The following is a 23,062-nucleotide window of genomic DNA, read 5'->3' on the forward strand; positions in this document are numbered from 1 at the left end:
ACCATACCTTATATATAATATGCAAACTTATAAAGAACTAGTGGCAAAGAGCCACGACTATCTGAAAGCCCTCGACAAAGACAAACTGAACCAGTACGAAAAGAAGTTTGTTAAAGAACTGCTTAGCAACAAAGACTCACTTCGCGAGTATTCTTTCGATCGCGACGTCATCGCCAAGATGCCCCTGCTAAACGCCACCGCACTGATAAATGGCGGCGGAGCACTGCCCAATTTGCTGCCAACAGAGCTGTCGCAGTTGCTGGCTAGCTATCTGCACGAACTGGGAGAGTACTCGCCAACACGCGGAATATATCGCATAAGCCTGCGCCGGCGCGACTTTAACCTGAGAAATCGGCAAGAGGACATAAAGGAAGCCTACTTCGCTTTCTATGTTTTCGCACTGCTGGGAGGCGACATCTCACAGCTTGTGCGCGGACAATACCAAGTGAAAGATTGGGACTACGGCAACCCATCTTTCGAACATGTGATAACCGCTTACTTGTTGGCAAACAACCAAACCGCCATACAAGCGGCGCGCGAAGTGCTTACCAGCGAAAACAACGTGGGCATACTTACGCACGCCTTGATACGAAGCATTGAGCGAACAAACATAGAAGAACTGCACACACTGCTGCTGCAAACGCTGAAAGCGGCACAACTGCAAGAAGGATTAAGGCAAAGCATCGTTGAAACAGGCGACGAATGCAACCTCGCTTTCTTCGAACGACTGCTGCAAATCATCGACCAAGAAAACATGTTGCGTTTCGCATCGGTAAGGCGTTCGGTACAAGTGTGGGCCGGCTTAGGCTATGAAGAAATAGAAGATAAAGACATCAAGACCATATTTAACGCCATACGCACATTCTTCCGCAACCCCGAAATGCGCGAAGAGGCCTATCGCGGCGACAACCCCTTGCTGGTGTACGTGGCACTTTATACGGCAGGTCTTGACGATTACGAACAGAGCGAGCGGGCCGCACTGAACCTCATCGACGGCCAATACCCGCAACAAGTGCGCGTGGCTGCCATATATTACCTGTATCGCAGCGACAACTTCGAGGGCGAAAAGCATCTCGAGCTGCTGTGCAGACACCTCGACGACAAGTATGTGCTTGCCTTTACGGTGAACATGCTAAACAGTTCAGAACGATTTGCCGAGGTAGACCGTGGCGACTTTGCCCGCCTATCAGACAGCGAACATGCGCTGTACCTACAACTTTTCGACACCGTTTACGAGTGGCATAAGGGCTTAAAGGCTAACGAAACCTTGCGTTATGGCAGTTTTGAATGGTTTGCCTTGAACACAGGGACATCTACCACTACCGACGTGCTGTGGTATCTGGCCGCCCGACTGGGCGAACAAAGCTGCATCGACCGTTTCCTTACGATGAAACAACCCGCGTATTATGTGCACTGCATGAACGATTACAGCTGGGGCAGCAACAAAAAACGCGTGCCGTTAACGGCTTTCATCGAAGATTTCTTCCCCAAAGGCAGCGCCGAATGCCGTGCGCAGTTTGTGGTTAACAACCTTGTGGCGATGGAAAGCGACAAGTTTAAACGCTTTGTAGAGATTGGACCTAAGCAAACTTACAACGAGGCTCAGATAAAAACACTAGAAAATAAGTTGAAGTCGAAGGTGTCTACCACGCGCCAACGTGTTATAGCCATGCTCTTGTGGCTGCCCGACGAACAGCTCATTGAGAGCTATACGCGCATACAAAAGCTGAAAGCACCCGACATTGAAGGCTCGTTGAGCGAGTTGCGCGAGGGGTCGCCTGCTTTGGCTAAGGCCTTCGGACCGCCCACAACTCAAACCACAGGCCAGGCCATGAAGGCTTATCCCGGCGAAGAAGGCGGCTACGGACTGTACACCCCCGTAGAAATTGCCGAACCCGAAGTGCCCAACCCCTTTAACAGTGCACCCCAAGGCGGGCTGAAAGGCATGCTCTCGAAGATTACGGGAAAGGATGATGCACCCGACGTAAGCGGCATTTTTGCCTATACCTACGAGCAAATGCACGACCTTTACCTGAAAATGGAGGCCATTATAGACGCCAATGCCGACAGGCAATATAAGGACAGATGGAACGACGACCGTGTGTTGGGCGACAGATACCTAGCATACACAAGCAAAGAGGGCGGTTATGATAGTCTGCCTTTCCCCGAATTGTGGGAACAATTCTTTGAAGAAAGCGGCATAAAAGACGAAGAACTGTATGGCTTATACCTAATGGTCGAATGGATTGGTAGGGATGACAACTTCTTGAAACTCGACTTGCCCAACTATCCCCTTACGTCCAAGCAAAGAGGTGGGGAAATGAAGTACCGCTCGCATTTTAGAGAGGTGATAGAAGGCCGCTTTTATAAGGTGCGCGAACAACGACCCGAATTGTTCTTCGAGCCTTCTTACCTCATGTCGTCGCTTTTCTACTTCTTCTGCAACGAGAAAAAGATTGTGCGGAAAACAAAGTATAGCACCTATATTTACCCCATACCGTCTTGCACGCCGCTAAACGGAGCAATGCAAACAATGGAGCAAACCTGGCGCACAGACGAAGAGTTTGCCCGTTGTTCAAACCTCTTGTTGGCCATTAGTCGCAAGTTTTATCTTGAAGACGACGAGAAGGACAGGAGCAACTATCGGCTCCCGCCGCTCATGGCTGCGCGAATGAACCTCGAAGGTAGGCTCACCGACGACCAGCTCATGCAGATGTTGATGGCCGAAAAGGGCGGTATGTTGGAGAGTGCAACCTTTGCCGTGTACTACGACAGCGACTATCGGCGCAAGCCCCAATGGGACTTGACACCCCAAAAATCACGTTACGACAAGGCCGTGTACGAGCATTTGCGCAACGTGGTTAACCGCATTGCCAACCAGTTGTTCGACATTGAGCTGACAAGGCGCAATGCACCCACGCCCGCAACCAACCTCTTGACTGGCAGCTATCGCAGTAAGGTGGTGCTATGGGGCACGGCCAACCTGCAAAAGGCCATGGCCGCACTGGGCAAAGAGCATTTGGTGCGCGATTATAGCGGCAAAGAAAAGCGCGCCGTGCTTACTTCGTGTATCGTGCATTGCTATCCATTAGACACCGATACGCCCGACATGCTTAAAGGCATTGATGCTGCCCGACTGGTGGAATTGGCCTTCTTCGCCCCACAGTGGATGGAGCTGGTGCGCCAACACCTCAATTGGAAGGGTTTCGACGAGGCTTATTACTACTTTGTGGCGCACACCAAAGAGAGCGACAGCGAAGAAAAACGGGCAACAATAGCCCTTTACACCGACCTCGCACCCGAAGACCTGGCCGATGGTGCCTTTGATGCGCGCTTGTTTAACGAGGCTTTTAAGAAGGTTGGAAAGAAAAACTTCGCCCTGTTCTACGATGCGGCTAAGTACATGGGCAGCAGCAATTATCATGGTCGTGCACGTCGTTTTGCCGATGTTACGCAAGGCTTGATAAAAGAAAAGCAACTGATGGAGCAGATAGACAAGACGCGCAACAAAGATGCCTTGTGCGCCTTGGGCCTTGTGCCGCTGCCAAAGAAGAATATAGACACGGCCTTGCTGAAACGCTACAAGCGCATTCAGGCGTTTTTGAAAGAAAGCAAACAGTTTGGCGCACAACGTCAGGCATCCGAGAAACGAACGGTTGAGATTGCCTTGATAAACCTTGCTCGTTCGGCAGGATACGACGATGTGATACAGCTAGTGTGGCGCATGGAAGGCCATTTGGTGGCCGATAAGAAAGCTCTGCTCGACGGCATGGAGGCCGAAGGCTACCTTATCCGTGTTGAAATTGCACCCGATGGCACAAACAAAGTGGTGATAGAGAAAGACGACAAACCGCTGAAATCGGTGCCAACGAAGTTGAAGAAGAACGCCACTTACCTGGAAGTGAACCAAACGCATAAGGAGTGGACACTGCAATATCGTAGGGCACGCGAGATTTTTGAAGACATGATGCGCCAGCAAACAACCATCATGCCTGCCGATGCCGCCGTTATTGAGGCCAATCCCATCGTGGCTCCGCTATTTGCCAAGCTGCTTGTGCAGCAACACGACCACATGGGACTGTATGCCGAGGGTAAGCTGCACACGTTGGATGGCGAACAAACCATCGACCCCGACACCCCGCTAACCATCGTGCACCCCTATCATCTGCACGCATCGGGCAAGTGGGCGGCATGGCAGAGCCGACTGTTCGAGATGCGATTGGTACAACCCTTTAAGCAGGTGTTCCGCGAATTGTATGTGCCCATCGAAGAAGAGGCCGACAAAAACGAAAGCCGCCGTTACAGCGGTTATCAGATACAAGTGCGCCAAACGTTGGCAACGTTGCGCTCGCGTGGATGGGTGGCCGACTACGAAGAGGGCCTTCGCAAGGTGTTCCATAAGCAAGGGGTGGTGGTTTCGCTTTATGCGCGGGCCGACTGGTTCAGTCCGTCAGACATCGAGGCTCCTGCCATCGAGTATGTTCGCTTTGACAGAACGCGCGGCATAGAGCCTTTACACATTGCCGATGTCGACCCCGTGCTGTACAGCGAGGTGATGCGCGACGTTGATTTGGCTGTAAGTATCGCCTTCGTTGGTGGTGTAGACCCCGAAACGGGTCAGTCTACGCGTGAGCTTAGGGCGGCAATTGTTCGCTGTACGGCCGAGATGCTCAAGCTTAACAACGTGCGTGTGGATGGCAATTTCGCTTTTATCGAGGGCACTTTGGCCGACTACACCGTGCATTTGGGTTCTGCCAACGTGCGCCAGCAGGGTGGAAAAGAAATTCCCATCGTTCCTGTGCATAGCTCGCAACGCGGTAAACTTTACCTGCCTTTCGTTGACGAAGACCCGAAGACGGTTGAAATCGTGTCGAAGGTGGTGCTGTTGGCCGAAGACAATAAGCTGAAAGACCCCACCATCTTGCAGTGGATTGAGCGGAGGTAGCAACATCGGGCGGGTGTGAACAGCCCCGAAAGCGTGCTGCCCACAGCTTATCTTGGCATTGTTGGGTAATAATAAGTGGTGTGCTTGCCCCCAAAAAGCGTACTATGCCCAAGAAACTCGGAAATTGTAATACCTATGCGTAAGGTGTGCTTGCCCCTAAAAAGTGTACCACGCCCAAGTGGAGTATATTGTTCATGTAGCTTTTGCGGGTGTGTTTGCCCCTAAAAAGTGTACCACGCCCAAGTTGCCAAGCCTAGCAATTAAATGGAAAAAGAGCCATATCATGCCCTGTACTAGGGTGTTGATGTGGCTCTTTTCTTTGGGTTTAAGCGCATCTGCGTTTTATTTTTTACGCTGATGCCCTCTGCACCACAACACAGCTGCTTTGCTTAAATTTGCTCCTACGTTCCTTGTTTTACGCTGATGCCCTCTGCACCAAAACACATCTGCCTTGCTTAAATTTGCTCCTACGTTCCTTGTTTTACGCTGATGCCCTCCGTTCTGTCTGTGTTTTGTAAAGTAATCAGTGTAAATTTTAACATTATGAGTGCCATTTTTGCCCACCAACAACTCACTCGGTTGCAAATTTTCAATTCTCGCGCGAGTTTCTTTGTTGCCAATCGAGGTGTAAGCCTTCACCTTTGGCAGGCTCATTTTGTGCATGTTAATGCAAACCTACTACAAAGTAATATGCTATTTGCAGCAAAAACACGGCTATTTGCAGCAAAACACCTTGCAATATGCCGCAAAATGCGTTGCGTTTTGCCGCTAAATGCAGTGCGATTTGGTGCTAAACGCAGTGCGTTTTGCTGCTAAATGCACGGCTAAATGCTGCTAATTACAAGGCATTTTGCATATATACGCATTGCGAATTGTATATTTATCGCTTTCTTTTCTACATGGAAGAGCGTGCAGGCTATGGTAAAAAGGTGCTTTTTGCGTGCAATTTAGTGGCAAAATGCAGATAATTGGGCTTGCAAAAAACACAACCCATCGGTCAAATAGAAAGGTAAAATGGTGCTAAATGCAGGCGGCGTTCTCAAAAATGGACTAAAAACGAAATGTGCAAGGCCGAAATTTGCTGCTATTTGCCTACTTTTTGGGCTTGTTTTTCGCTAGAATGGGGTGGCGGGAAGGGATGTTTTGTAAAATAAACTCTTAATTTGGGCTGGTGAGTTATATCTATATTTACTCTATGGATATATGTATAGAATGCATGATATTCACCAATTGTAGTTATAATCTCCTATTCAGTGATTATTCTTAGTGTTGGTCTTGTATTGCAGAAGGTCTGAATTACATCTAATGGCAGGCAGAATGCATTTGCCATATCTATATCGCTGTATCCCAAATCTTCATGAAACATACGGTTGGCCAAAATGAAATTGCGAGGACTATCTATATACACTTGTCCCGGTTCATGTTTCTTGTATCCTCTTCTGCTTAACTCTATGTTGAAATATGTGTATTTCTTTTGATCTATTCCTCCTAGAACCCATGCCCGACGGACGATAGAGGCCATCGATGTGAGCCAAAAATGCTTTAAAGGCATTAAGGAAGACAATTTTAACCCCTTTAGTGATGCTTGTATTTCATTTTTTGGCATTAAGAATTCAGATGCAAAATTGTCAGCCTCTTGTTCTTTTGTCTTTTCGCTGTCGCGGTAGTCGGGTATTGCAAAATCAGTAGAAATATGCATGATGATATGTCCCAGTTCATGGGCAATGGTATGCCGTTTCCGATCATTGCTGAACTCTTTGTTGATAATCATAACAGGGATGCCTTTGTCTGTCAAGAAAGAAACACCATCAAAGCCGTCTAAATTGTATGATTTCTCAACTATTACAATTCCATGTTGTTCCAGTAAAGCACAAATATCTCTGACCGGGCCTTGCTTTATTCCCATGAATCTTCTTGTAAATATGGCAGCAGACTCCGGTGTATATCCTTCTTCTAAGTTTAGCATCCTTAGGTCAAAATTAGGGAACTCTATCGAATCTGCTATTTGGTCAACAATATATCCAATAAGCTTATTTGATCTTTCAATTAACTCTTTGTCTTTTTTCAGCAAGCCTGCACGTTTCCGATAGTGAGCATTCTCAACATTGTTTGAGACTATGCGGTCGTAAAAGGATTCAGGAAATCCCAGAAAATCAATAACTTTCTGTTTTACTTCGTCAGAAAGACTTCCTATGCCTTTCTCAAACTTAGATAAATTTGATTGAGACAGACCTACGATATGAGAAGATAACTCTGTTTGGGAATATCCTCTATATTCCCTAACAAAAATTAACTGTCGCGGATTCATATTCATATCGATGATGTTTAAAGAGTCTAGTGGACTCTGGTTATTTTATGTTTCTTTCTTTTTAGCTAACTTCGCATGGGGCTTAATTGCAATCTGACTAGATGATTGTGGAGGAAAGAGTTCCATTTGTGCCTCTACTTTTAAACCTAGTTGTGTTTCGTCAATACACCATTTAACCTTTTCTTCGTCAATATATACAAGCTTTGGACGCGTTATTTCTCCAAAATCATTCATTGTGTAGCCAAAAATGACAATGGGCGAAGTTCCGTCATCTTCTTTATTAAATAGATTCCCTTGTAATTGATTAGCGATTGAAACAGCTGACTTTGTTCGTATGTACATAGGTTGTCCCTTCTTGTCAAGCTTCTTGAAGAGGACTACATAGCCATTCTTATAGAGAAGAATTCTTCCGAATTTACCGCGTTTCAGACTATCTCCAAAGATTTCGCGTAAACACTCAGCTAGCTTTGAATTGAAAATTATAGCCTCGAACCCTCGAACCCTATCTATAGGGCTTGTCTGTGCAACATCTTTCATGTACCTTGGTACTGTCCTATGAAATGCTGTGAACAACAAGGGAAGTACGTCCTTCAAATCCAATTGACATTCTTTAGCACTTATTATGCGCTTTCTCTTTCCGCATTCAAGCAAAGTTTGTATCTTTGCACCAAAATTTAAATATTCCATAAGTTTAAAATTTTATGAGTTATTAAACTCCGTTAGTAATCTCTGTTGCAGCAGGGATTATTTTCGATGCAAAGGTATATATTTTTTTTTATATATTGTATTCTTGGGCATATATTTTTATTTAAAAATTGTATTCCGTTGTGGGTAATGTTATATGCATAATCATTTAGATTTTCTTTAAATGCAGCTCTGATTTTAAGCACACAAGAAATGTCGCTTCTCGCTTTCTTCTGAGATAGACGTGTTGGAGTTCCACTACAAGCGATGGTATATTTCGCTTAAAGGTAGTCGGAAACGGTCGCCCCAAACGCCGTCGGGAAGGCGTATGCCGCATGCTATCACCATATTGATGTCGGCCGAATAGGGTAGGTGGAGTAGGCGTTTAACGCGCCAGCTGTCGAATCCTTCGAGCGGACAGGTGTCGTATCCCACTTCGCTCATGGCCAACATGAACGTTTGTGCCACCAAACCGCAACTCTTGTGCATAACAACGCGCATGTCGGCCTCGCTTGCTTGTCGAACAATAGGGCGGAAAAGGCCAATCACCTGCACCAATGCCTTGCGTAGAAGTCCGGCCAAGCCGAAACAACGCCCATACCAAAGGGGAATGAACTTGCCATAATAAAGCTGCCATCTACGTATGCGTTTCTCTTGTTTCTCGGCAGGACTGTTTCGGCGAACATTGTCTTGCTCGAAAGCAAGCACTGCTTGGGCACGGCGTTTAATTAAGTCGGGGCGAGTTATGAACACCACTAGCTGTTGCGCGGAACTAGCGGCAAGTTGGTCGAGACATGCAGGTACCATCTTCTCCAACATGCTTTTATCGGTGATGTGGTAGCATTCCCACAGCTGCATGTTAGAACTTGTTGGGGCAAGTGTGGCCAGTTGTAGGCACGCTTTCACACGTTCTGGGTCGATTGGCTTGGCTGAATCGAAGTGACGCACGGAGCGTCGGTGGTTCAAAATCTCTTCTAAACTCATGTTGTTTGCATGTTTTGGCGAGTTCGCGGCCGCATATCGTACGTGGTTTGGCCGTGAAACACGCGGTTGATTGTTTGCAAAGATACGCAGCTTTGAAGAGATGACAAACGAAAGAACGGCTTTTTTGATGTGTTAACAGTGGGGAGTTAGCAAGTTGGATGGTAGTTTACGGGTTAACAAGTTTACGAGTTTACAAGTTGGTGAGTTTACAAGGCAACAGGATAAAGAGTAGATATGTTTAACCAGTTATGAGTTCACAAGTTTGAAAAGGCCACAAAGAAACAAGGCATATTACTCCCCTCTTCCCTTGGAGAGGGGCTGGGGGTGAGGCTGGTTGTGGCTGAGTCTGTATAGGCTTAGCGCCAAAAAAAATCCCCACAACACAAGGCTGCGGGGACTCTATAAAATGAAAATATCTCACAAAGAGCGTTGAAACCGAAGTTTACAAATCGCAGATTGGAGTTTGGTTCTTATTCGGCACGGAGCGTAAAGCGGGTGAAGGCCACAACGGTGAGGTCCTTGTCGGCAGCTTTAAGGTATTGTGCAACGCTGAGTTTAGAGTCTTGGATGAACTCTTGTTCAAGCAGGCAGCTCTCCTTAAAGAACTTAGCCATACGTCCCTTGGCGATGTTGTTCACCATCTCTACGGGCAGTGCGGCAGCCTTCTCTTCTGCCACTTCTTTCTTGATGCGGCGGATTTCGTCGGCTTGTGCCTCCGTTATTTCACCTTTCGCAATGCCTTCGGCGATGTGTTCCTCGTTTTCGGCAATGTAAAGATTGAAACCAGCCTTCTTCAAGGCAGCTTGTACAGCCTTTTCTACTTGCTCTTCCTTGGTTTTTTCGATAGCCACTTTCAGCTCTTCGTCCTTAACCGACTGGGGAACGCTAGCCTCATCCAGTGCGATGGGCTTCATTGCAGCCACTTGCATGGTTACAGCGTGACCCTCTTCGGCAGCAGGCTTGTTGGTTTGAACCATCGTGCAGAGCAAGTTCTTGTTCATGTGGTTGTAGGTGTAGATGTTTTCGCCCTCGATAAAGTTATATCCATCGAGTTCCATCTTCTCGCCGGTGATACCCGAACGGGCAATAACAGCGTCTTCAACCTTTGTGCCATCAGCCAACGTAAGCGTTTTCACCTCGTCAAGGCTCTTAGCCTTAGCTGCAACGGCAGCGTCGAGAATGTCTTGCGTAAGCTGAATGTAATCTTTTCCATTAGCCACGAAGTCGGTTTCGCACTTCAAGGCGATGATTGCGCCAAATCCGTTTTCAGCCTTCACGAGCACACATCCGTTAGAGGTCTCGCGGTCTGAACGCTTGGCGGCGATAGCCTGACCCTTAGCGCGGATAATCTCTATTGCCTTCTCGATGTCGCCACCGGTTTCGTCGAGTGCTTTCTTGCAGTCTGCCAAACCAGCACCGGTGAGTTTGCGCAGCTTTTGTACGTCTGCTATTGAAACAGCCATAATATATTCCTTTTCTTTTTTGTTGAGTTGAAAAAAAGAAGCGGCGCGGGTGGTCAACGTCGTGCCCCTTTGCCGCTTCATATTTGTTTGTTAGGCCTCTTCTTTGGTCTCTTCGGCTACTTCGGCCTCGGCCTTAGCCTCTTCCTTACGAGCCTTTTTGGGGGCGCGTGGGGCTTCTTCGGCTTGTTCGGCAGCGGCCTTTTCGTCGGCTTTCTCTACCTTACGCTCTTCCAAACCTTCGGCGATGGCAGCGCAGCAAGCGGTGAGTACCACCTCGATGCTGTCTTTTGCGTCGTCGTTAGCAGGGATAACGAAGTCGATGTCGCGTGGGTTCGAGTTGGTGTCCACCATTGCGAACACGGGGATACCCAAGCGTTTAGCCTCTTTAACGGCGATAGCCTCCTTCATGACGTCTACCACGAAGAGTGCGCTAGGCAAGCGAGTGAGGTCGGCGATAGAGCCAAGGTTCTTCTCTAGTTTGGCGCGTTGGCGCGTTACTTGTAGCAACTCGCGCTTAGAGAGGTTGGCAAATGTACCGTCGCTCATCAGCTTATCGATGTTTGTCATTTTCTTCACAGCCTTGCGAATGGTTGGGAAGTTGGTGAGCATACCGCCCGGCCAACGTTCGATAACGTAAGGCATGTTTACGCTAGCGGCTTTTTCGGCCACAACGTCCTTAGCTTGTTTTTTAGTAGCGACAAACAGGATGCGCTTTCCCGACTTAGCTATTTGTTTGAGAGCTTCGGCAGCCTCGTCAACCTTAGCCACAGTTTTGTGGAGGTCGATGATATGGATGCCGTTGCGTTCCATGAAGATGTAGGGAGCCATTGCGGGGTTCCACTTGCGGCGGAGGTGTCCGAAATGGCAACCGGCCTGTAACAGTTGGTCAAAGTTTGTTCTTGACATGTCTTTGTTTTGTTTGATGTTTACTTTCTTTTTAATTCTGTTTGTATTTAGAACCAACGGGCAGGTAATCGCGGCCGAGGCCGTTGTCGAGTCGTGTCCGTTTAGATACTAAACGTTGTTCAGCTTGTGTTTGTTCCATCTGTTGTGGCTTTGTTAAGCCCTGAAAAGGCTTAGGCTGCACAAGGGATGAGCCTTAGGCGCAGGCCAACAAGCGACAGATGGAAGACAGACACATTAACGCTTGCTGAACTGGAAGCGACGACGAGCCTTGGGCTGACCTGGCTTCTTACGCTCAACGGCGCGCGAATCGCGGGTTAGGAACCCTTGGTCTTTCAGGGCTTTCTTGTCTTCCTCGTTCACCTTAACCAGTGCGCGGGCGATGGCTAGGCGCAAAGCTTGGCTTTGTCCGGTGTAACCACCACCGTCGAGGTTGGCCTTGATGTCGTATTTCTCGGCTACTTCGAGCAGTTGCAGCGGTTGTTTAACCACATACTGCAAGATGGCAGAGGGGAAATATTGGTTGATGTCTTTCTTGTTGATCGTTATCTTGCCAGTACCTTCCGAGAGGTAAACACGAGCTACAGAGCTCTTGCGGCGACCAATTGCATTTACTACTTCCATTTCTTTTCCTTATTTATACTGGTTAATGTCGATGGCCTTAGGCTTTTGTGCAGCCTTATCGTGCTCGGTTCCTTCGAAAACATAGAGGTTGCCCAGCAAATGGCGGCCTAGGATGCCTTTGGGCAGCATGCCTTTAACGGCGTGACGGATGATGCGATCTACGCCACCCTTGCGCTTGCGCAATTCGGCAGGCGTGTTAAAGCGCTGTCCACCGGGGTAGCCAGTATAGCGAGTGTAAACCTTATCGGTTTCTTTCTTGCCTGTGAAAACCACTTTGGCGGCGTTGATGATAATTACATTGTCGCCACAATCAACGTGGGGAGTGAAGTTTGGTTTGTATTTGCCGCGGATAAGCTTAGCTACCTTCGAGCAAAGACGGCCCACTACCTGGTCGGTAGCGTCGATAACCACCCACTCTTTCTTAGCTGTTTCCTTATTAGCGGAAATAGTCTTGTAACTTAAAGTGTCCATTCTAATTTTTAATTGATACTACTAAAAAACATTTTTCGGTTTTCGCAGCCGATTCACTAACCGTCAGGCTCGGCCAAAAGCATGACTATTAACACGGTTGCAGCGGAGGCTCTAAGTTCACCCCCAATAATAATCGGACTGCAAAGGTACATATTAATATGCTTTAACTAATAAGTACGATGGCTATTTAACTTTGTCGTTACGTTTAATTAACAAAGTTTAGCTATTCAAGATAGCCGATTGGGGGTAATGCAAATTACACCACCGTTAGGCTTGTGGCGCAGCCCCATGCGTTGTTATTCCTATCAGTCACGATAAATCCATCGCCTTTAGAGCCTTATCGTAAGCCCCATGCCCACCTGTCTGCGAGGTACATTTCTCATGTCGAACTCATTGGTGAAGTACATATAACGGTACTTTGGCGTGCCATCGGCCAGCACATCATTGCAAAACAGGCGCAATGTGGCCATGTCTTTGAGAAACGTCCAACGCAAACTCATGTCCACTTGCATGCGAGCAGGCAATTCCCAAAGCCCTTGTTGCGTTTTGGTTTGCCCAAAAGCGTCTACCGACAAAGCGATGTCGGGCTTGGTGCAAAGCGTGGCCACACCCGTGAATTGCGCCTCACCATGAATGATACGACTGTTCACAGCCTCTTCCCACATCCTGGCTTCGTGCTTGTCTCGTGTCCAAGCACCACCCAAAGTAAGGCAAGTATAGAGCCACGAACCAAACTGATGTGGCATAACAGCCTGCAAACCCACCTGCTGATGGCGGTCGATATTGCAGTTCTTCAGCAGCACATAGTCTAGAAAGCCATTGGCATAAGGCTGTTGCATGACACGTCCCGAGGCACGATTGTACCAAGTTCTGAACTGGAAACCGCCCTTCGTGACATACGAAAGCTGTGCCTGGTAATGCAACGAAGGCATTGGCCATGAGTCGCTAACCGTGTACAAGCGTCCGCCATTGTCGGGTTGCGAGATGCCGTTCAGGTCTGAATAGTGAGGATAATCCCGACTTCCACTCACGCTCAACGACAAAACGTTGCCTTCGCAGGGTGCGTAGCTGATGCTGAAAGTGGGCAACGCGCGCCATTGCGTTGTCATAACGTGATGATAGTAATCGGCAGACAAAGACACTTCTGCCGATAGTTTCTCGCCAAATCGTTTGCTCACGCCCACATAAGCGGTAGTGAAATGCTCCTCGGGATAATGCCACGACACGCTGTATTCGCCCCTCGCTTGGTGCCGCCTATGCACCACCGAGTTGTGTTTCACCTTCTTAAACCATGCACCATAGTTGATGGTCCAGCCGTTGTTCAGTTCGTGTTCGCCTGCGATATAGGCACGCCAGAGGTCTGTCCGAAGGCTATCGGTCACCAATAAATTTTCTTTCAATAGTCTGGCAAACCACGGACTGTAATCTGGATCTAGTGTAAAGGGATTAACGTAACCCATCAACACGTGCCTTTCGGGTGCCCGAAAGAAGGCGGCCTCTATGCCCAGCCTAATGCCCAAAGGCGTTACATAGTCTATCCTTGCATTGTGCAACCACGCTTTTGCCTTGCCATCGGCATAACCCAAGTGCGAATATGTGTTGCTAACGCTTAGGTCGTTGTTGGTGTTAAAGCCCTGATAGGTGGCACTTAGCGTGTGGCGCGCACCAAAAGTGTAGGTCGCCGCTAGTCGGTAGCTGTGTTTGCTGGTTGCCGTAAGTCGTTCTTGCGTGTTGGTCACGTCTTCGTAACTAGGCGAAAGCACTTGGGGAATGTCCGTTCGTAAGGCATCGAGAACCCTGCCGTGGCTGTGTAGGTAGCTCAGATCGAGCGAAAACTGCCCTTTACGAAAACTGCCCGATGCCCTTTCGCCGAACAATGTGCGATGCTTAAACGCGATGTCGCCACCCACTTCGGCCGCAAACGGTCTGCTTTCTCCGTCTCCACGCTTAAAGGTAAGGGCGATTAGCGGTGCGTTGGCTTGCATGCGCGCAGCAGGATTGTACACAATTTCCACCCGTTTGATGCCGCTTGCAGGCATGGCGCGTAGCAACCCTTGCAGCTGATTGTAAGCCACGTTCTGCGTTTCGCCGTTGATAGACACGGCAATGGCGCGTCCGCCAAGCGTGTAAACGCCGTTTTGTACCACTATCCCAGGCAGTGTGCCAATGGCATCGTAAACGTTCTCCACGCCTTTTTGTGCCACAAGTCGTGGCAAGTCGTAGCTAACGGCATGGTTCAAATGCTGTTCTTCCGTTTGTGCTTGCACGTTAGGTGCGGCCCAGGCAGATAGTGCGAGGGCTAAAAGGGCGGTCAATGTGTTTCTTTTCATTTGCATCTGTGTCAGGTGATTGCTTGTTTGGGGTAGCGTTGGTTTTAAGAAAGACGTCGTTTCATTCCGCTTTCTTTCGCAACTAACCCCTGCAAATTTATCGAATTTTCGGGTTTACGCCAATGTTTTATGCAGAAAAGTTTAGCGCAAACTACAAATTCTCTGCTGTTGTAAACCCTTACCAACGCTTGTTTCCATGCTTGGCAATGGCTTATGCCCATGCCCATGCGGAGGAACTTACATGCTCTTTTATCTCGCCAGTTCCTAGCGTGTTTCAATTGAATTTGTTGTCAAAAACACGATGGATGACTTGCATAAGTCCATAGAACGTCGTACTTTTGTACCAAAATCTAAACCAACAACCAAACAAATGAAACAGCGCGCATTGAACCTACTGTTACTCTTGCCCTTCGCGATAGGCGTTGCGGCTCAGTCGAAGCTGTACAATCAGTATGGATTTATCTACGCCGATGCCACGCTAAGCACCCCAAACAAGGCCATGACCGTGCAAGCGCTTATAGATACGGGCTGCTCGCTGTGTATGATAGACTCTACATACGCCGTAGACTCGTGCAAAATACAGTTGGATGCAACGGAGAAATTGATTCTTAGTGCAGACAACGAACGCGTAAGGACAAAACCGGTTACGCTTGATTCTATTTCGTTTTGCGGCAAAACGTATAGAAATGTAGCTTGTTTGGTTTTCAACATTGCCGAAAAGCTGCAACATTACGCACCCCAATTCATCATCGGGGCTAACATCCTGAAACAAGACCTGTGGCTCTTTAACCTCAAAAACATGCTGGTACAACGAAATCCCGCCGACAAATGCGTGCCCGACTATACGTTAAAATGGAAGAACCACAGGCATTATGCTGATGTTGGTCGCGACCTCATCACATTTCATGCCGAGATAAACGGCATACGAGGGCGATTTGTGTTCGATACGGGGAGCCGAAACAATTATGTTCCAAACAACATCAAGCTTGAACCTACACGCGAAGTGGAGAGGGAAACGGCCAGTGCATCTAGAAAGCTGAGCAAACAAATGGTGAAAGAATGCGAGAACGTTGCCGTTACCTTGGGCAAACAGCAGATTGTGCTTGATTTCAGACTGTTCGATCGTAGCGTTGGCACATTGAACTTGTCTTTCCTTAAAGACCGTTCGTTCGTGCTTAACTACAACAAGCGAACAATAACCGTGCTACGCTAACAGCACATCGCCACCGCACGCTTTGTGCGTAAAGTTCTGCTATGGTAAGGCATAATCACAAGCACAAATCCCATGTGTAGCATTTTGCTTAAAGGTAAAACTCTGTGCCAACCCTTTTTGGTGCTACAACTCTCTCCGCCTGTTGTCTTTGTTGGTTACCGTGAAACAGTTGCGAGTTCGAACGAAACCATGCCAAAGCATAATAACATCGAGAACATTTGGCATTCTCCTCTTAATGTAGTGGTTTTGCGTTATTCAAGTCAATTCGCACTTTTGTCTTCTCAACAGCTATGCCAACGTAGCAGTTTAAGTGCCAAATAGTGAAAATACAGCATTTGTCATGCAGTCTTTTGCCTTCTACTCACTCCTCTTAATAAGGAAAAGACATTTCTTGTTAAGAAATATATGATAGATATAGACGCTTGCAAAAGGGGAAACAAAGAAACCCTTGGTGAACTATATGCGGCGTATGCTCCCAAATTAAAGAGCGTATGCCGTAGCTATGTTAAAGATGAAAGCGTGGCAGAAGACATTCTACACGATGCATTCATCATCATTTTTACGTCCATTGGTGAACTAAAAGAAGGCCAAAAACTAGAAGGATGGATGATAACCATTGTGAAAAATCTCTCGTTAAAGCATCTTCGGCACATGCAAAAACACAGCACATCGCTGCTGGATCTAAACAGAGAGGTGATGGACGACACCTTAGAAAACGGACAAAACGTGGAGTTAGACGTGCTGTTACAAGCCATTGATGCCTTACCCAGAGGCAGTCGCGAGGTATTTAAGCTGTCGGTTTTGGACGGGCTCTCGCACAAGGAGATAGGACGAATGCTTGGGATTAACCCACATAGTTCGTCTTCACAATTGTTTAGGGCAAAAAAGATGTTACAGGCAATGCTAAGTAATTATTGGGGATTGCTGCTGTTACCACTTTTCATTCCTATATATATATATATGGTGACAAGGCAAAAGGCGGGCAGATTAACCACATTAAAGCCGCGAACAACGAAACAACGGCAAGCCACCCCCGAAAAGACGAAGGACGAAAGCATCAAAGCCAATGCCAATCAGCCAGCATATTCCACCTCAACGCCAACTACACCCGCTGTTGGGGGTGGAGAATTGGCACTATCTGTCGCCCACAATGGCACATTTTATTTTCCTAAAAGCGCAGATAGCACAAAGCTTACAAACACTATTTTGCCATTCGATGCAGACACAATACAACGGAAACTGGCCGTAACACACAACCCAAAAGACACGCTGCCATCATCGCTACCTGCAATTGCTACAAACAAACACATTGCTTTAAATGAACAAATGGCCCACACCATCAAGCCCAAGAAGAAATATCCTTGGACGTTTAACCTTGGATATTCGTCTAATGCTGGCGCAAACAGTGCGTTGTCAAATCAAAACTATCTCACGATGATTGACTATGCTAATGGTGGAGCCACCGCAAAACTATACACTTGGGAAGATTGTCAGAACTATCTAACAAGGAACAATGCGCTGATGGATTCTGTTGAAAGGGCTAGGCTAGCCTGGATTGTGAACAACAACATCGACTCGCCCACAGATGCTGGTGCCGGCTTAGGCGAAAAGGCCAACCATCATCGCCCCATTACGTTAGGTTTCTCGCTTAATAGGCAATTAAGTCTGCGCTGGACATTTGGCACAGGACTAATGTACACAAGCCTAAATTCAGAGTTTGAAAGTGAGTATCATCGCGCAACATTGAAGAAAACGCAAAGAGTAGACTATCTTGGCATACCTTTGCGCCTTACCTATCGCTTTTGGAATAAGGGACGTTTCAATGCCTACACCACGGGTGGCGTAACATTCGAGATGCCTATTTATGGCTCACTTGCTAAGAAATACACCATAACGACAGACTCAATGTACACTTCGCGCGAGGATATTAAGGCGCGTAGTCAATGGTCGGTCAACCTTGGCGTAGGAGTGCAGTATCGCCTGTTCAAGCCGTTCAGCATCTATTTAGAGCCCAACATGTTCTATTACTTCGGCAACGCGAGTGGCATCGAAACCTATCGCACCGAACATCCGTTCATCATAACCGTGCCATTCGGCTTGCGCCTAACGTGGTAGGCCGAGAAAGAACAGGCAACTAAAATACCCTCTCCGTTGTGCAGTCTTTCTAACTCCTTTTGCTCTTTATTATAAAAAGACAAAATCGATTAATAAGACAATGTATCGCATATACGACTACATCTATAATGGATGGGTGCTTGTAAACAACATGATGCGCAAACAACATAAAGAACTAACATCCTTGATGATTTATTCTACCACAAGTTGTCAGTCGCGTTGTAAGCATTGCGCCATTTGGAAGAAACCAATAGAACACCTGAACCTGAGCGACATAATAATGATAATGAAGAGTAAATGTATAACGAAACGCACAATGGTGGGTTTGGAAGGAGGCGAGTTCGTTCTCCATCCCGAGGCCGACCAAATACTGGGCTGGTTTGACAGGAACCATCCCAATTATACATTACTGTCCAACGGTCTTGCTGTTGACAAGGTTGTTGCTGCTGTTAAGCAGCACCATCCCAAACACCTGTATGTCTCGCTTGACGGAACTAGGGAAACCTACCTCCACATGCGCGGGAGAGATGGTTACGACAATGTGATTGCTGTGGTGAAAGCGTGCAAAGACCTCGTACCTTTATCCTTAATGTTCTGCCTTTCGCCATGGAACACATTCAAAGACATGGAGCATGTTATCGGTATAGCCAAAGTGTATGGCGTGGATGTACGTATCGGCATTTACAGCACAATGTCTTTCTTCGACACAACGGCAGATATGATGGACGCGATGGGTAATGGTTTCGTCAGCCAAATTCCTCCATCCATACATAGTACAAGCGAGAATTATGACTTTGTGGCCTTATACGATGAATGGAAAAACAAACGGCTCAAACTTCGATGCCATAGCATTTTCAGTCAGGCTGTAATCCATTCCAACGGCGATGTACCACTGTGTCAAAATCTGAATGTCCTGTTGGGGAATATACATAATAGCTCGCTCGACGAGATTTTAAACTCACAAACCACATGTAAATTGCAATGCGAGCATTCTAGGAAATGCAATAAGTGCTGGATAAATTACCACCGCAAGTACGACATAATCTTGCTGAAAAACCTTGAACGCGTTTTTCCAAAATGGCTGATTGAACTTTTTTACGGTGAATACCAATGGACGCGAGACAGGGACATTACATATAAGCAACATTTCGGGCGCAAAACACCACAAATCTAAAAATACACTAGACATGGCAAACTTAAGCAATATCATCAAAAGATATAAAAGCTATCGCAGTATAAATGGACTACGGGCCACTTACACCTGCCAGTATGCACTTATAGGCATAGGAAATCATTGTGCCGGAAACTTGTTACCCGTTATCCAACATTTACAACTACCTTTGAAATATATCTGTTGCACATCCGAGAAAAAGGCAACGTTGGTCTCTCAAAAGTATAACGGCGTTAAGGGAACAGACAACCTGAACACCATTTTGGACGACGAAACCATTTTAGGAGTAATTTTAGCCACAACTCCACACGAGCATTTTCAGATTGCTCGTAAGGTGTTAAAGGCGGGTAAGTCGTTGTTTATAGAAAAACCTCCTTGTGAAGACGAAGAGCAACTTAGAACACTTATCGATACCGTTAGGCTGTATGGTTCGCCTCACGTTGTGGTTGGACTTCAAAGGCGCTTTGCCCCTATCACACAGTTTTTACACCAACGACTGAAAAATACAGACAAGCACCATTATCTCTATCGTTACCAAACGGGACTATACCCCGAAGGCGACGTTTTGCTTGAGCTTTTTATTCACCCCCTAGACTATGTCGTACATCTTTTCGGAGAGGCAAGGTTGATAACGGCAAACAGAATAACATTCAAAAATGGCGGACAAACCCTGATGCTTGTATTAGAACATCGGGAGGTAACAGGTATGCTAGAGTTATCTACTGACTTTTCTTGGCAGAACGCACAAGAAGAATTGAGCATTTCTACAAGCAAGGGATGTTACACGCTAAGCAACATGGAGACCCTAGATTTTTCTCCAAAACGTTCGTCTTTCTTGGGCGTACCCTTAGAGAAGGTCGTGCCAGGTAATGCAATAACCACTAGGCTGTGTGCCAGAAACGCCTTTTTGCCTATCCTGGACAACAATCAAGTTGTAACGCAGGGTTTCTTCAATGAAATAAAGGCATTTGCAGACATGGTCGAAAATAAACGTGAAGACAACTATGCTTTCGACTTTGAGAGTATGAAACATACTTATTCACTGATGGCCAAGATAAGAGAGACGACCCATTAGCTCCAATTGGTAACGCCAAAAAGCATTCATAAACTTGCAAATTTGTGGGCTTACAGGGTTTGCCAATCTCAAAAAGAAATAGCAAAAGATGAGATACGATCAAATGATGGAGAGTATAAATGGTATCAACATATAATTATCGAGAACATCTAACAAAAAGGAGAAATGATTATGAAGAAAGTGATTTTTAGCCTGATATGCTTTGCTGGGCTATCGGCATGTTCCACAGAAAACGCGGTGGTAAGTTCGTTAAAGACTTACGATGTGTCAAATTCACCATGCAAAAGGGAGACGACAATGGCAGATTTGCAAAGACAACCGCGCGAGGAAGAGAACAAACAAACGAAACTAAGCATTGAATTGGGGAAAGATGGGGTTGCCCAATGTAAGGTGGAAGACGTAAAGGACAATTGCGCTATACGAGAACGAGTGGTAAATGTTACTAACGAGGGCAATCAAATTACCTTAGTTGTTCATCATAAGGAACGCTTTGAAGTGTTGGCAGATTGCATCTGTATGTACGACGTTGACTTTAAGATGAGCAAACTCTCCCAAGGCAATTATCACCTTAAAGTGTATTATGCAGGGAGTGTCGTTAAATACGATAAGGAACAGCTCGTGTACGATGGGGAGATAAGGCTTGTGTCGGGCAAGGTAACACAAGTTACATTAAAAAGTGGGGTTCCGTTGCCTGTTGATTAACCCCTAATCGCTCGCCCAGACCGCTTACCAATTGTTTTAGGTTGTTTCCGTTGTTTCCTGCTCATCTTTCGTTTGCTTGTCGGCATCTTGCCTGTCTTATCCTCTTGCCGTAGCCCGCTACGCCTTCAAGAATAAGACAGACAAGGTGCTCAACAATACGCAATATCTGCACAGACCCTTAACGGGCGATTTGGGCTAAAGTTTCCGTTAGGGGTTTTCCTCTGTACTTCTGCAAAGACTTTTATCTTAGGTGGGTTCTTTTATTTACGTTCAATGGCTCTTAAATCTTATGGTTGTTGCCCCTTTTCAGTCCGACATTACGTGTTTTGCAATTAAGAAAATGGTCAGCACGGTTAAGCAAAACCAAGCCATAAAGGTAATTAACAGCATCCACCCACCTTTATCTGCCTATCTTCTTCGCCTCTTTCCGTTCTTATTTTTGTTCTGCACCTGTCGGCAACAAACGATGTGGCACATTCTATGAACAAACACACAACGCTCAAGGGCGAAGAACTTGCTTGTTGTCGTTTTTCTTTTTACCTTTGCATGGCAGTGATAATGTTTCCCAAAGCCACATCACCACGCGCTTGTGCGTGCTGTGTTGGGCTATGGGAGACGTATCATTCACAAGACGAGAGAGCCATTGCGGCGGTTCTTTGGCCTGTTGCAACGACTTAAAAGAAAAAACGTGTATAATATAACAAAACATCATCATTATGGCAGCAGACATATCAACATGGTTGAAACCCGAAGTTAAGGCAGAGGGTTTAAAACAAGAGGGCGGCATCTTCGTGTATATGGATAACGACTTTGTTAGTGGGGATAACCACAAGTACATGAAGATGTACGATTGGATGTCTTACGTTTACGATTTTGGAGAGAAATGGATAGGGCGGCTTAAATATGGCGGAGCTATCGACCAATTGCGCTCCCAACTGATGAGCCGTTTGGAGTGGCGAAACAACATCTCCGTGCTATACGTATCTATTGGTACGGGAGCCGACTTGAACCATCTGCCGCAGGCTGTCGACCTTAAAACGATGGAGTTGGTGGGTGCCGACATTTCGTTGGGCATGCTTAAGCGGTGCAAAAAGAAGTGGCAGAAGAAAACAAACTTAACGCTTGTGCAATGTCCTGCCGAACAACTGCCTTTTGCCGACAATACTTTCGACCTTGTTTTCCACAACGGCGCCATCAACTTCTTTAACGATAAGGCTCGTGCAATGAACGAAATGCTGAGGGTTGCGAAACCTGGAAGTAAGATTCTTGTGGCCGACGAAACGGCTGACTTTGTGGAGTCGCAGTATAAGAAAAGCGTTTTCTCTAAGTCGTATTTCGATGGTAAGACGGTAGACTTGCACGAAATAGAGCAATGTGTTCCGCCACAGGCAGAAGACAAGCAAACAGAACTGTTCTGGAACAACAGGTTTTATGGCATCACGTTTAGGAAAAGCAGAGGTTAGGTGGCTGCGCCCTTTAAAGGTGAAAAGGTGAATGGGTGAATGGGTGAAAAGATGGCTGCACCACCAGTCTTGTTAACTCGTTAATTTGTTTCTTGTCAATGACAAGTGCGACCGTATCTGCTAATGAACGTGTGCGGTTTGTTGGGCTAATAACTAGAAATTCTAGTAAATCTTGTCAGACTGGTCAGACTTGTCCGACCAATCTGACTTGTCTGACCTGTCCGACCTGTCCGACTTGTCCGACTTGTCTGACCAGTCCGACTAGGAGAACTAGAAGAACTAGATAAGATAAACTAACCCCGCTAGCTTAATTAACCCAATGCCTGAAGATCATTAACCCACCTGCTACCGCCTCATCTTTTGTCCGCTTTTCCGTATGATTTTTAACACAATGGCTGCCCTTTTTATCCACCACTTCACCCCCTTGCCCCAAAAAATCGATTCTCGCGGCAGTTCGTTTTGATGTAAAAAGGGGGTAACTTGTGAACATGGCAAAATGAATATTTATTTGAAGGGGCGCCATTTACACCCGTTTTGGGGCTATTTGCTGCTAAATGTGGTGCAATATGCCGCTAAATGCAGTGCGTTTTGCACCAAAACGCACTGCATTT

Annotated in this window: 16 protein-coding genes; 7 read left to right on the plus strand and 9 right to left on the minus strand. The window is 46.7% G+C overall.

The features are described 5' to 3' along the window. Positions 1 to 19 precede the first annotated feature (19 nt). Positions 20 to 4,945 carry a DUF4132 domain-containing protein gene (locus HMPREF2955_RS05680; RefSeq protein WP_070721762.1) on the plus strand — a complete coding sequence of 1,642 codons (4,926 nt, stop codon included), beginning with the start codon at positions 20 to 22 and terminating at the stop codon, positions 4,943 to 4,945. Between the two features lie 342 nt (positions 4,946 to 5,287). On the opposite strand, the gene HMPREF2955_RS05685 is transcribed toward HMPREF2955_RS05680, so the two are convergent. The 9 genes from HMPREF2955_RS05685 to HMPREF2955_RS05725 all read right to left on the minus strand — a co-directional run bounded on the left by HMPREF2955_RS05685 (position 5,288) and on the right by HMPREF2955_RS05725 (position 14,712). Further along, positions 5,288 to 5,599 carry a hypothetical protein gene (locus HMPREF2955_RS05685; protein WP_139145491.1) on the minus strand — a complete coding sequence of 104 codons (312 nt, stop codon included), beginning with the start codon at positions 5,597 to 5,599 and terminating at the stop codon, positions 5,288 to 5,290. A gap of 592 nt (positions 5,600 to 6,191) precedes the next feature. Next, positions 6,192 to 7,259, minus strand: a complete 1,068-nt coding sequence (locus HMPREF2955_RS05690; RefSeq protein WP_070721729.1) for an XRE family transcriptional regulator — start codon at positions 7,257 to 7,259, stop codon at positions 6,192 to 6,194. Positions 7,260 to 7,298: 39 nt separating this feature from the next. Beyond that, positions 7,299 to 7,940, minus strand: a complete 642-nt coding sequence (locus HMPREF2955_RS05695; RefSeq protein WP_070721731.1) for a hypothetical protein — start codon at positions 7,938 to 7,940, stop codon at positions 7,299 to 7,301. 255 nt (positions 7,941 to 8,195) lie between these two features. Next, positions 8,196 to 8,921: a nitroreductase family protein gene (locus HMPREF2955_RS05700; protein ID WP_070721733.1), complete on the minus strand. Its 726-nt coding sequence runs from the start codon at positions 8,919 to 8,921 to the stop codon at positions 8,196 to 8,198. A gap of 470 nt (positions 8,922 to 9,391) precedes the next feature. Then, the gene (gene tsf, locus HMPREF2955_RS05705; RefSeq protein ID WP_070721763.1) at positions 9,392 to 10,384 is read right to left on the minus strand and encodes a translation elongation factor Ts; all 993 of its coding nucleotides are present in this window, start codon (positions 10,382 to 10,384) and stop codon (positions 9,392 to 9,394) included. 90 nt (positions 10,385 to 10,474) lie between these two features. Next, positions 10,475 to 11,290: a 30S ribosomal protein S2 gene (gene rpsB, locus HMPREF2955_RS05710; RefSeq protein ID WP_070721764.1), complete on the minus strand. Its 816-nt coding sequence runs from the start codon at positions 11,288 to 11,290 to the stop codon at positions 10,475 to 10,477. A 234-nt stretch (positions 11,291 to 11,524) separates the two neighbouring features. Further along, entirely contained in the window at positions 11,525 to 11,911 is a 387-nt protein-coding gene (gene rpsI / locus HMPREF2955_RS05715; RefSeq protein ID WP_009230744.1) for a 30S ribosomal protein S9, read from the minus strand. Positions 11,912 to 11,920: 9 nt separating this feature from the next. Then, positions 11,921 to 12,382 carry a 50S ribosomal protein L13 gene (gene rplM / locus HMPREF2955_RS05720; protein WP_009230745.1) on the minus strand — a complete coding sequence of 154 codons (462 nt, stop codon included), beginning with the start codon at positions 12,380 to 12,382 and terminating at the stop codon, positions 11,921 to 11,923. Between the two features lie 329 nt (positions 12,383 to 12,711). Beyond that, a complete protein-coding gene (locus tag HMPREF2955_RS05725; protein WP_070721766.1) occupies positions 12,712 to 14,712 on the minus strand; it encodes an outer membrane beta-barrel protein in 2,001 nt (666 codons plus the stop codon). 370 nt (positions 14,713 to 15,082) lie between these two features. Here HMPREF2955_RS05725 and HMPREF2955_RS05730 point away from each other — a divergent pair, with 370 nt between their 5' ends. The 6 genes from HMPREF2955_RS05730 (at position 15,083) to HMPREF2955_RS05760 (ending at position 22,451) form a co-directional block, all read left to right on the plus strand. Further along, complete coding sequence (locus HMPREF2955_RS05730; protein ID WP_070721735.1) at positions 15,083 to 15,925, plus strand: aspartyl protease family protein; 843 nt, start codon at positions 15,083 to 15,085, stop codon at positions 15,923 to 15,925. Between the two features lie 405 nt (positions 15,926 to 16,330). After that, a complete protein-coding gene (locus HMPREF2955_RS05735; RefSeq protein WP_070721737.1) occupies positions 16,331 to 18,040 on the plus strand; it encodes a sigma-70 family RNA polymerase sigma factor in 1,710 nt (569 codons plus the stop codon). 100 nt (positions 18,041 to 18,140) lie between these two features. After that, complete coding sequence (locus HMPREF2955_RS05740) at positions 18,141 to 19,214, plus strand: radical SAM/SPASM domain-containing protein (RefSeq protein WP_070721739.1); 1,074 nt, start codon at positions 18,141 to 18,143, stop codon at positions 19,212 to 19,214. 13 nt (positions 19,215 to 19,227) lie between these two features. Next, positions 19,228 to 20,286 (plus strand): Gfo/Idh/MocA family protein, encoded by a 1,059-nt coding sequence (locus HMPREF2955_RS05745; RefSeq protein WP_070721741.1) that lies wholly within the window; start codon positions 19,228 to 19,230, stop codon positions 20,284 to 20,286. A gap of 297 nt (positions 20,287 to 20,583) precedes the next feature. Next, positions 20,584 to 20,988, plus strand: a complete 405-nt coding sequence (locus tag HMPREF2955_RS05750) for a hypothetical protein (protein WP_371326381.1) — start codon at positions 20,584 to 20,586, stop codon at positions 20,986 to 20,988. 716 nt (positions 20,989 to 21,704) lie between these two features. Further along, complete coding sequence (locus HMPREF2955_RS05760; protein WP_070721744.1) at positions 21,705 to 22,451, plus strand: class I SAM-dependent methyltransferase; 747 nt, start codon at positions 21,705 to 21,707, stop codon at positions 22,449 to 22,451. Positions 22,452 to 23,062: the final 611 nt, after the last annotated feature.

Origin of the sequence: Prevotella sp. HMSC073D09 (assembly GCF_001814145.1) — a bacterium.
GTDB classification, from domain to species: Bacteria; Bacteroidota; Bacteroidia; order Bacteroidales; family Bacteroidaceae; genus Prevotella; species Prevotella conceptionensis.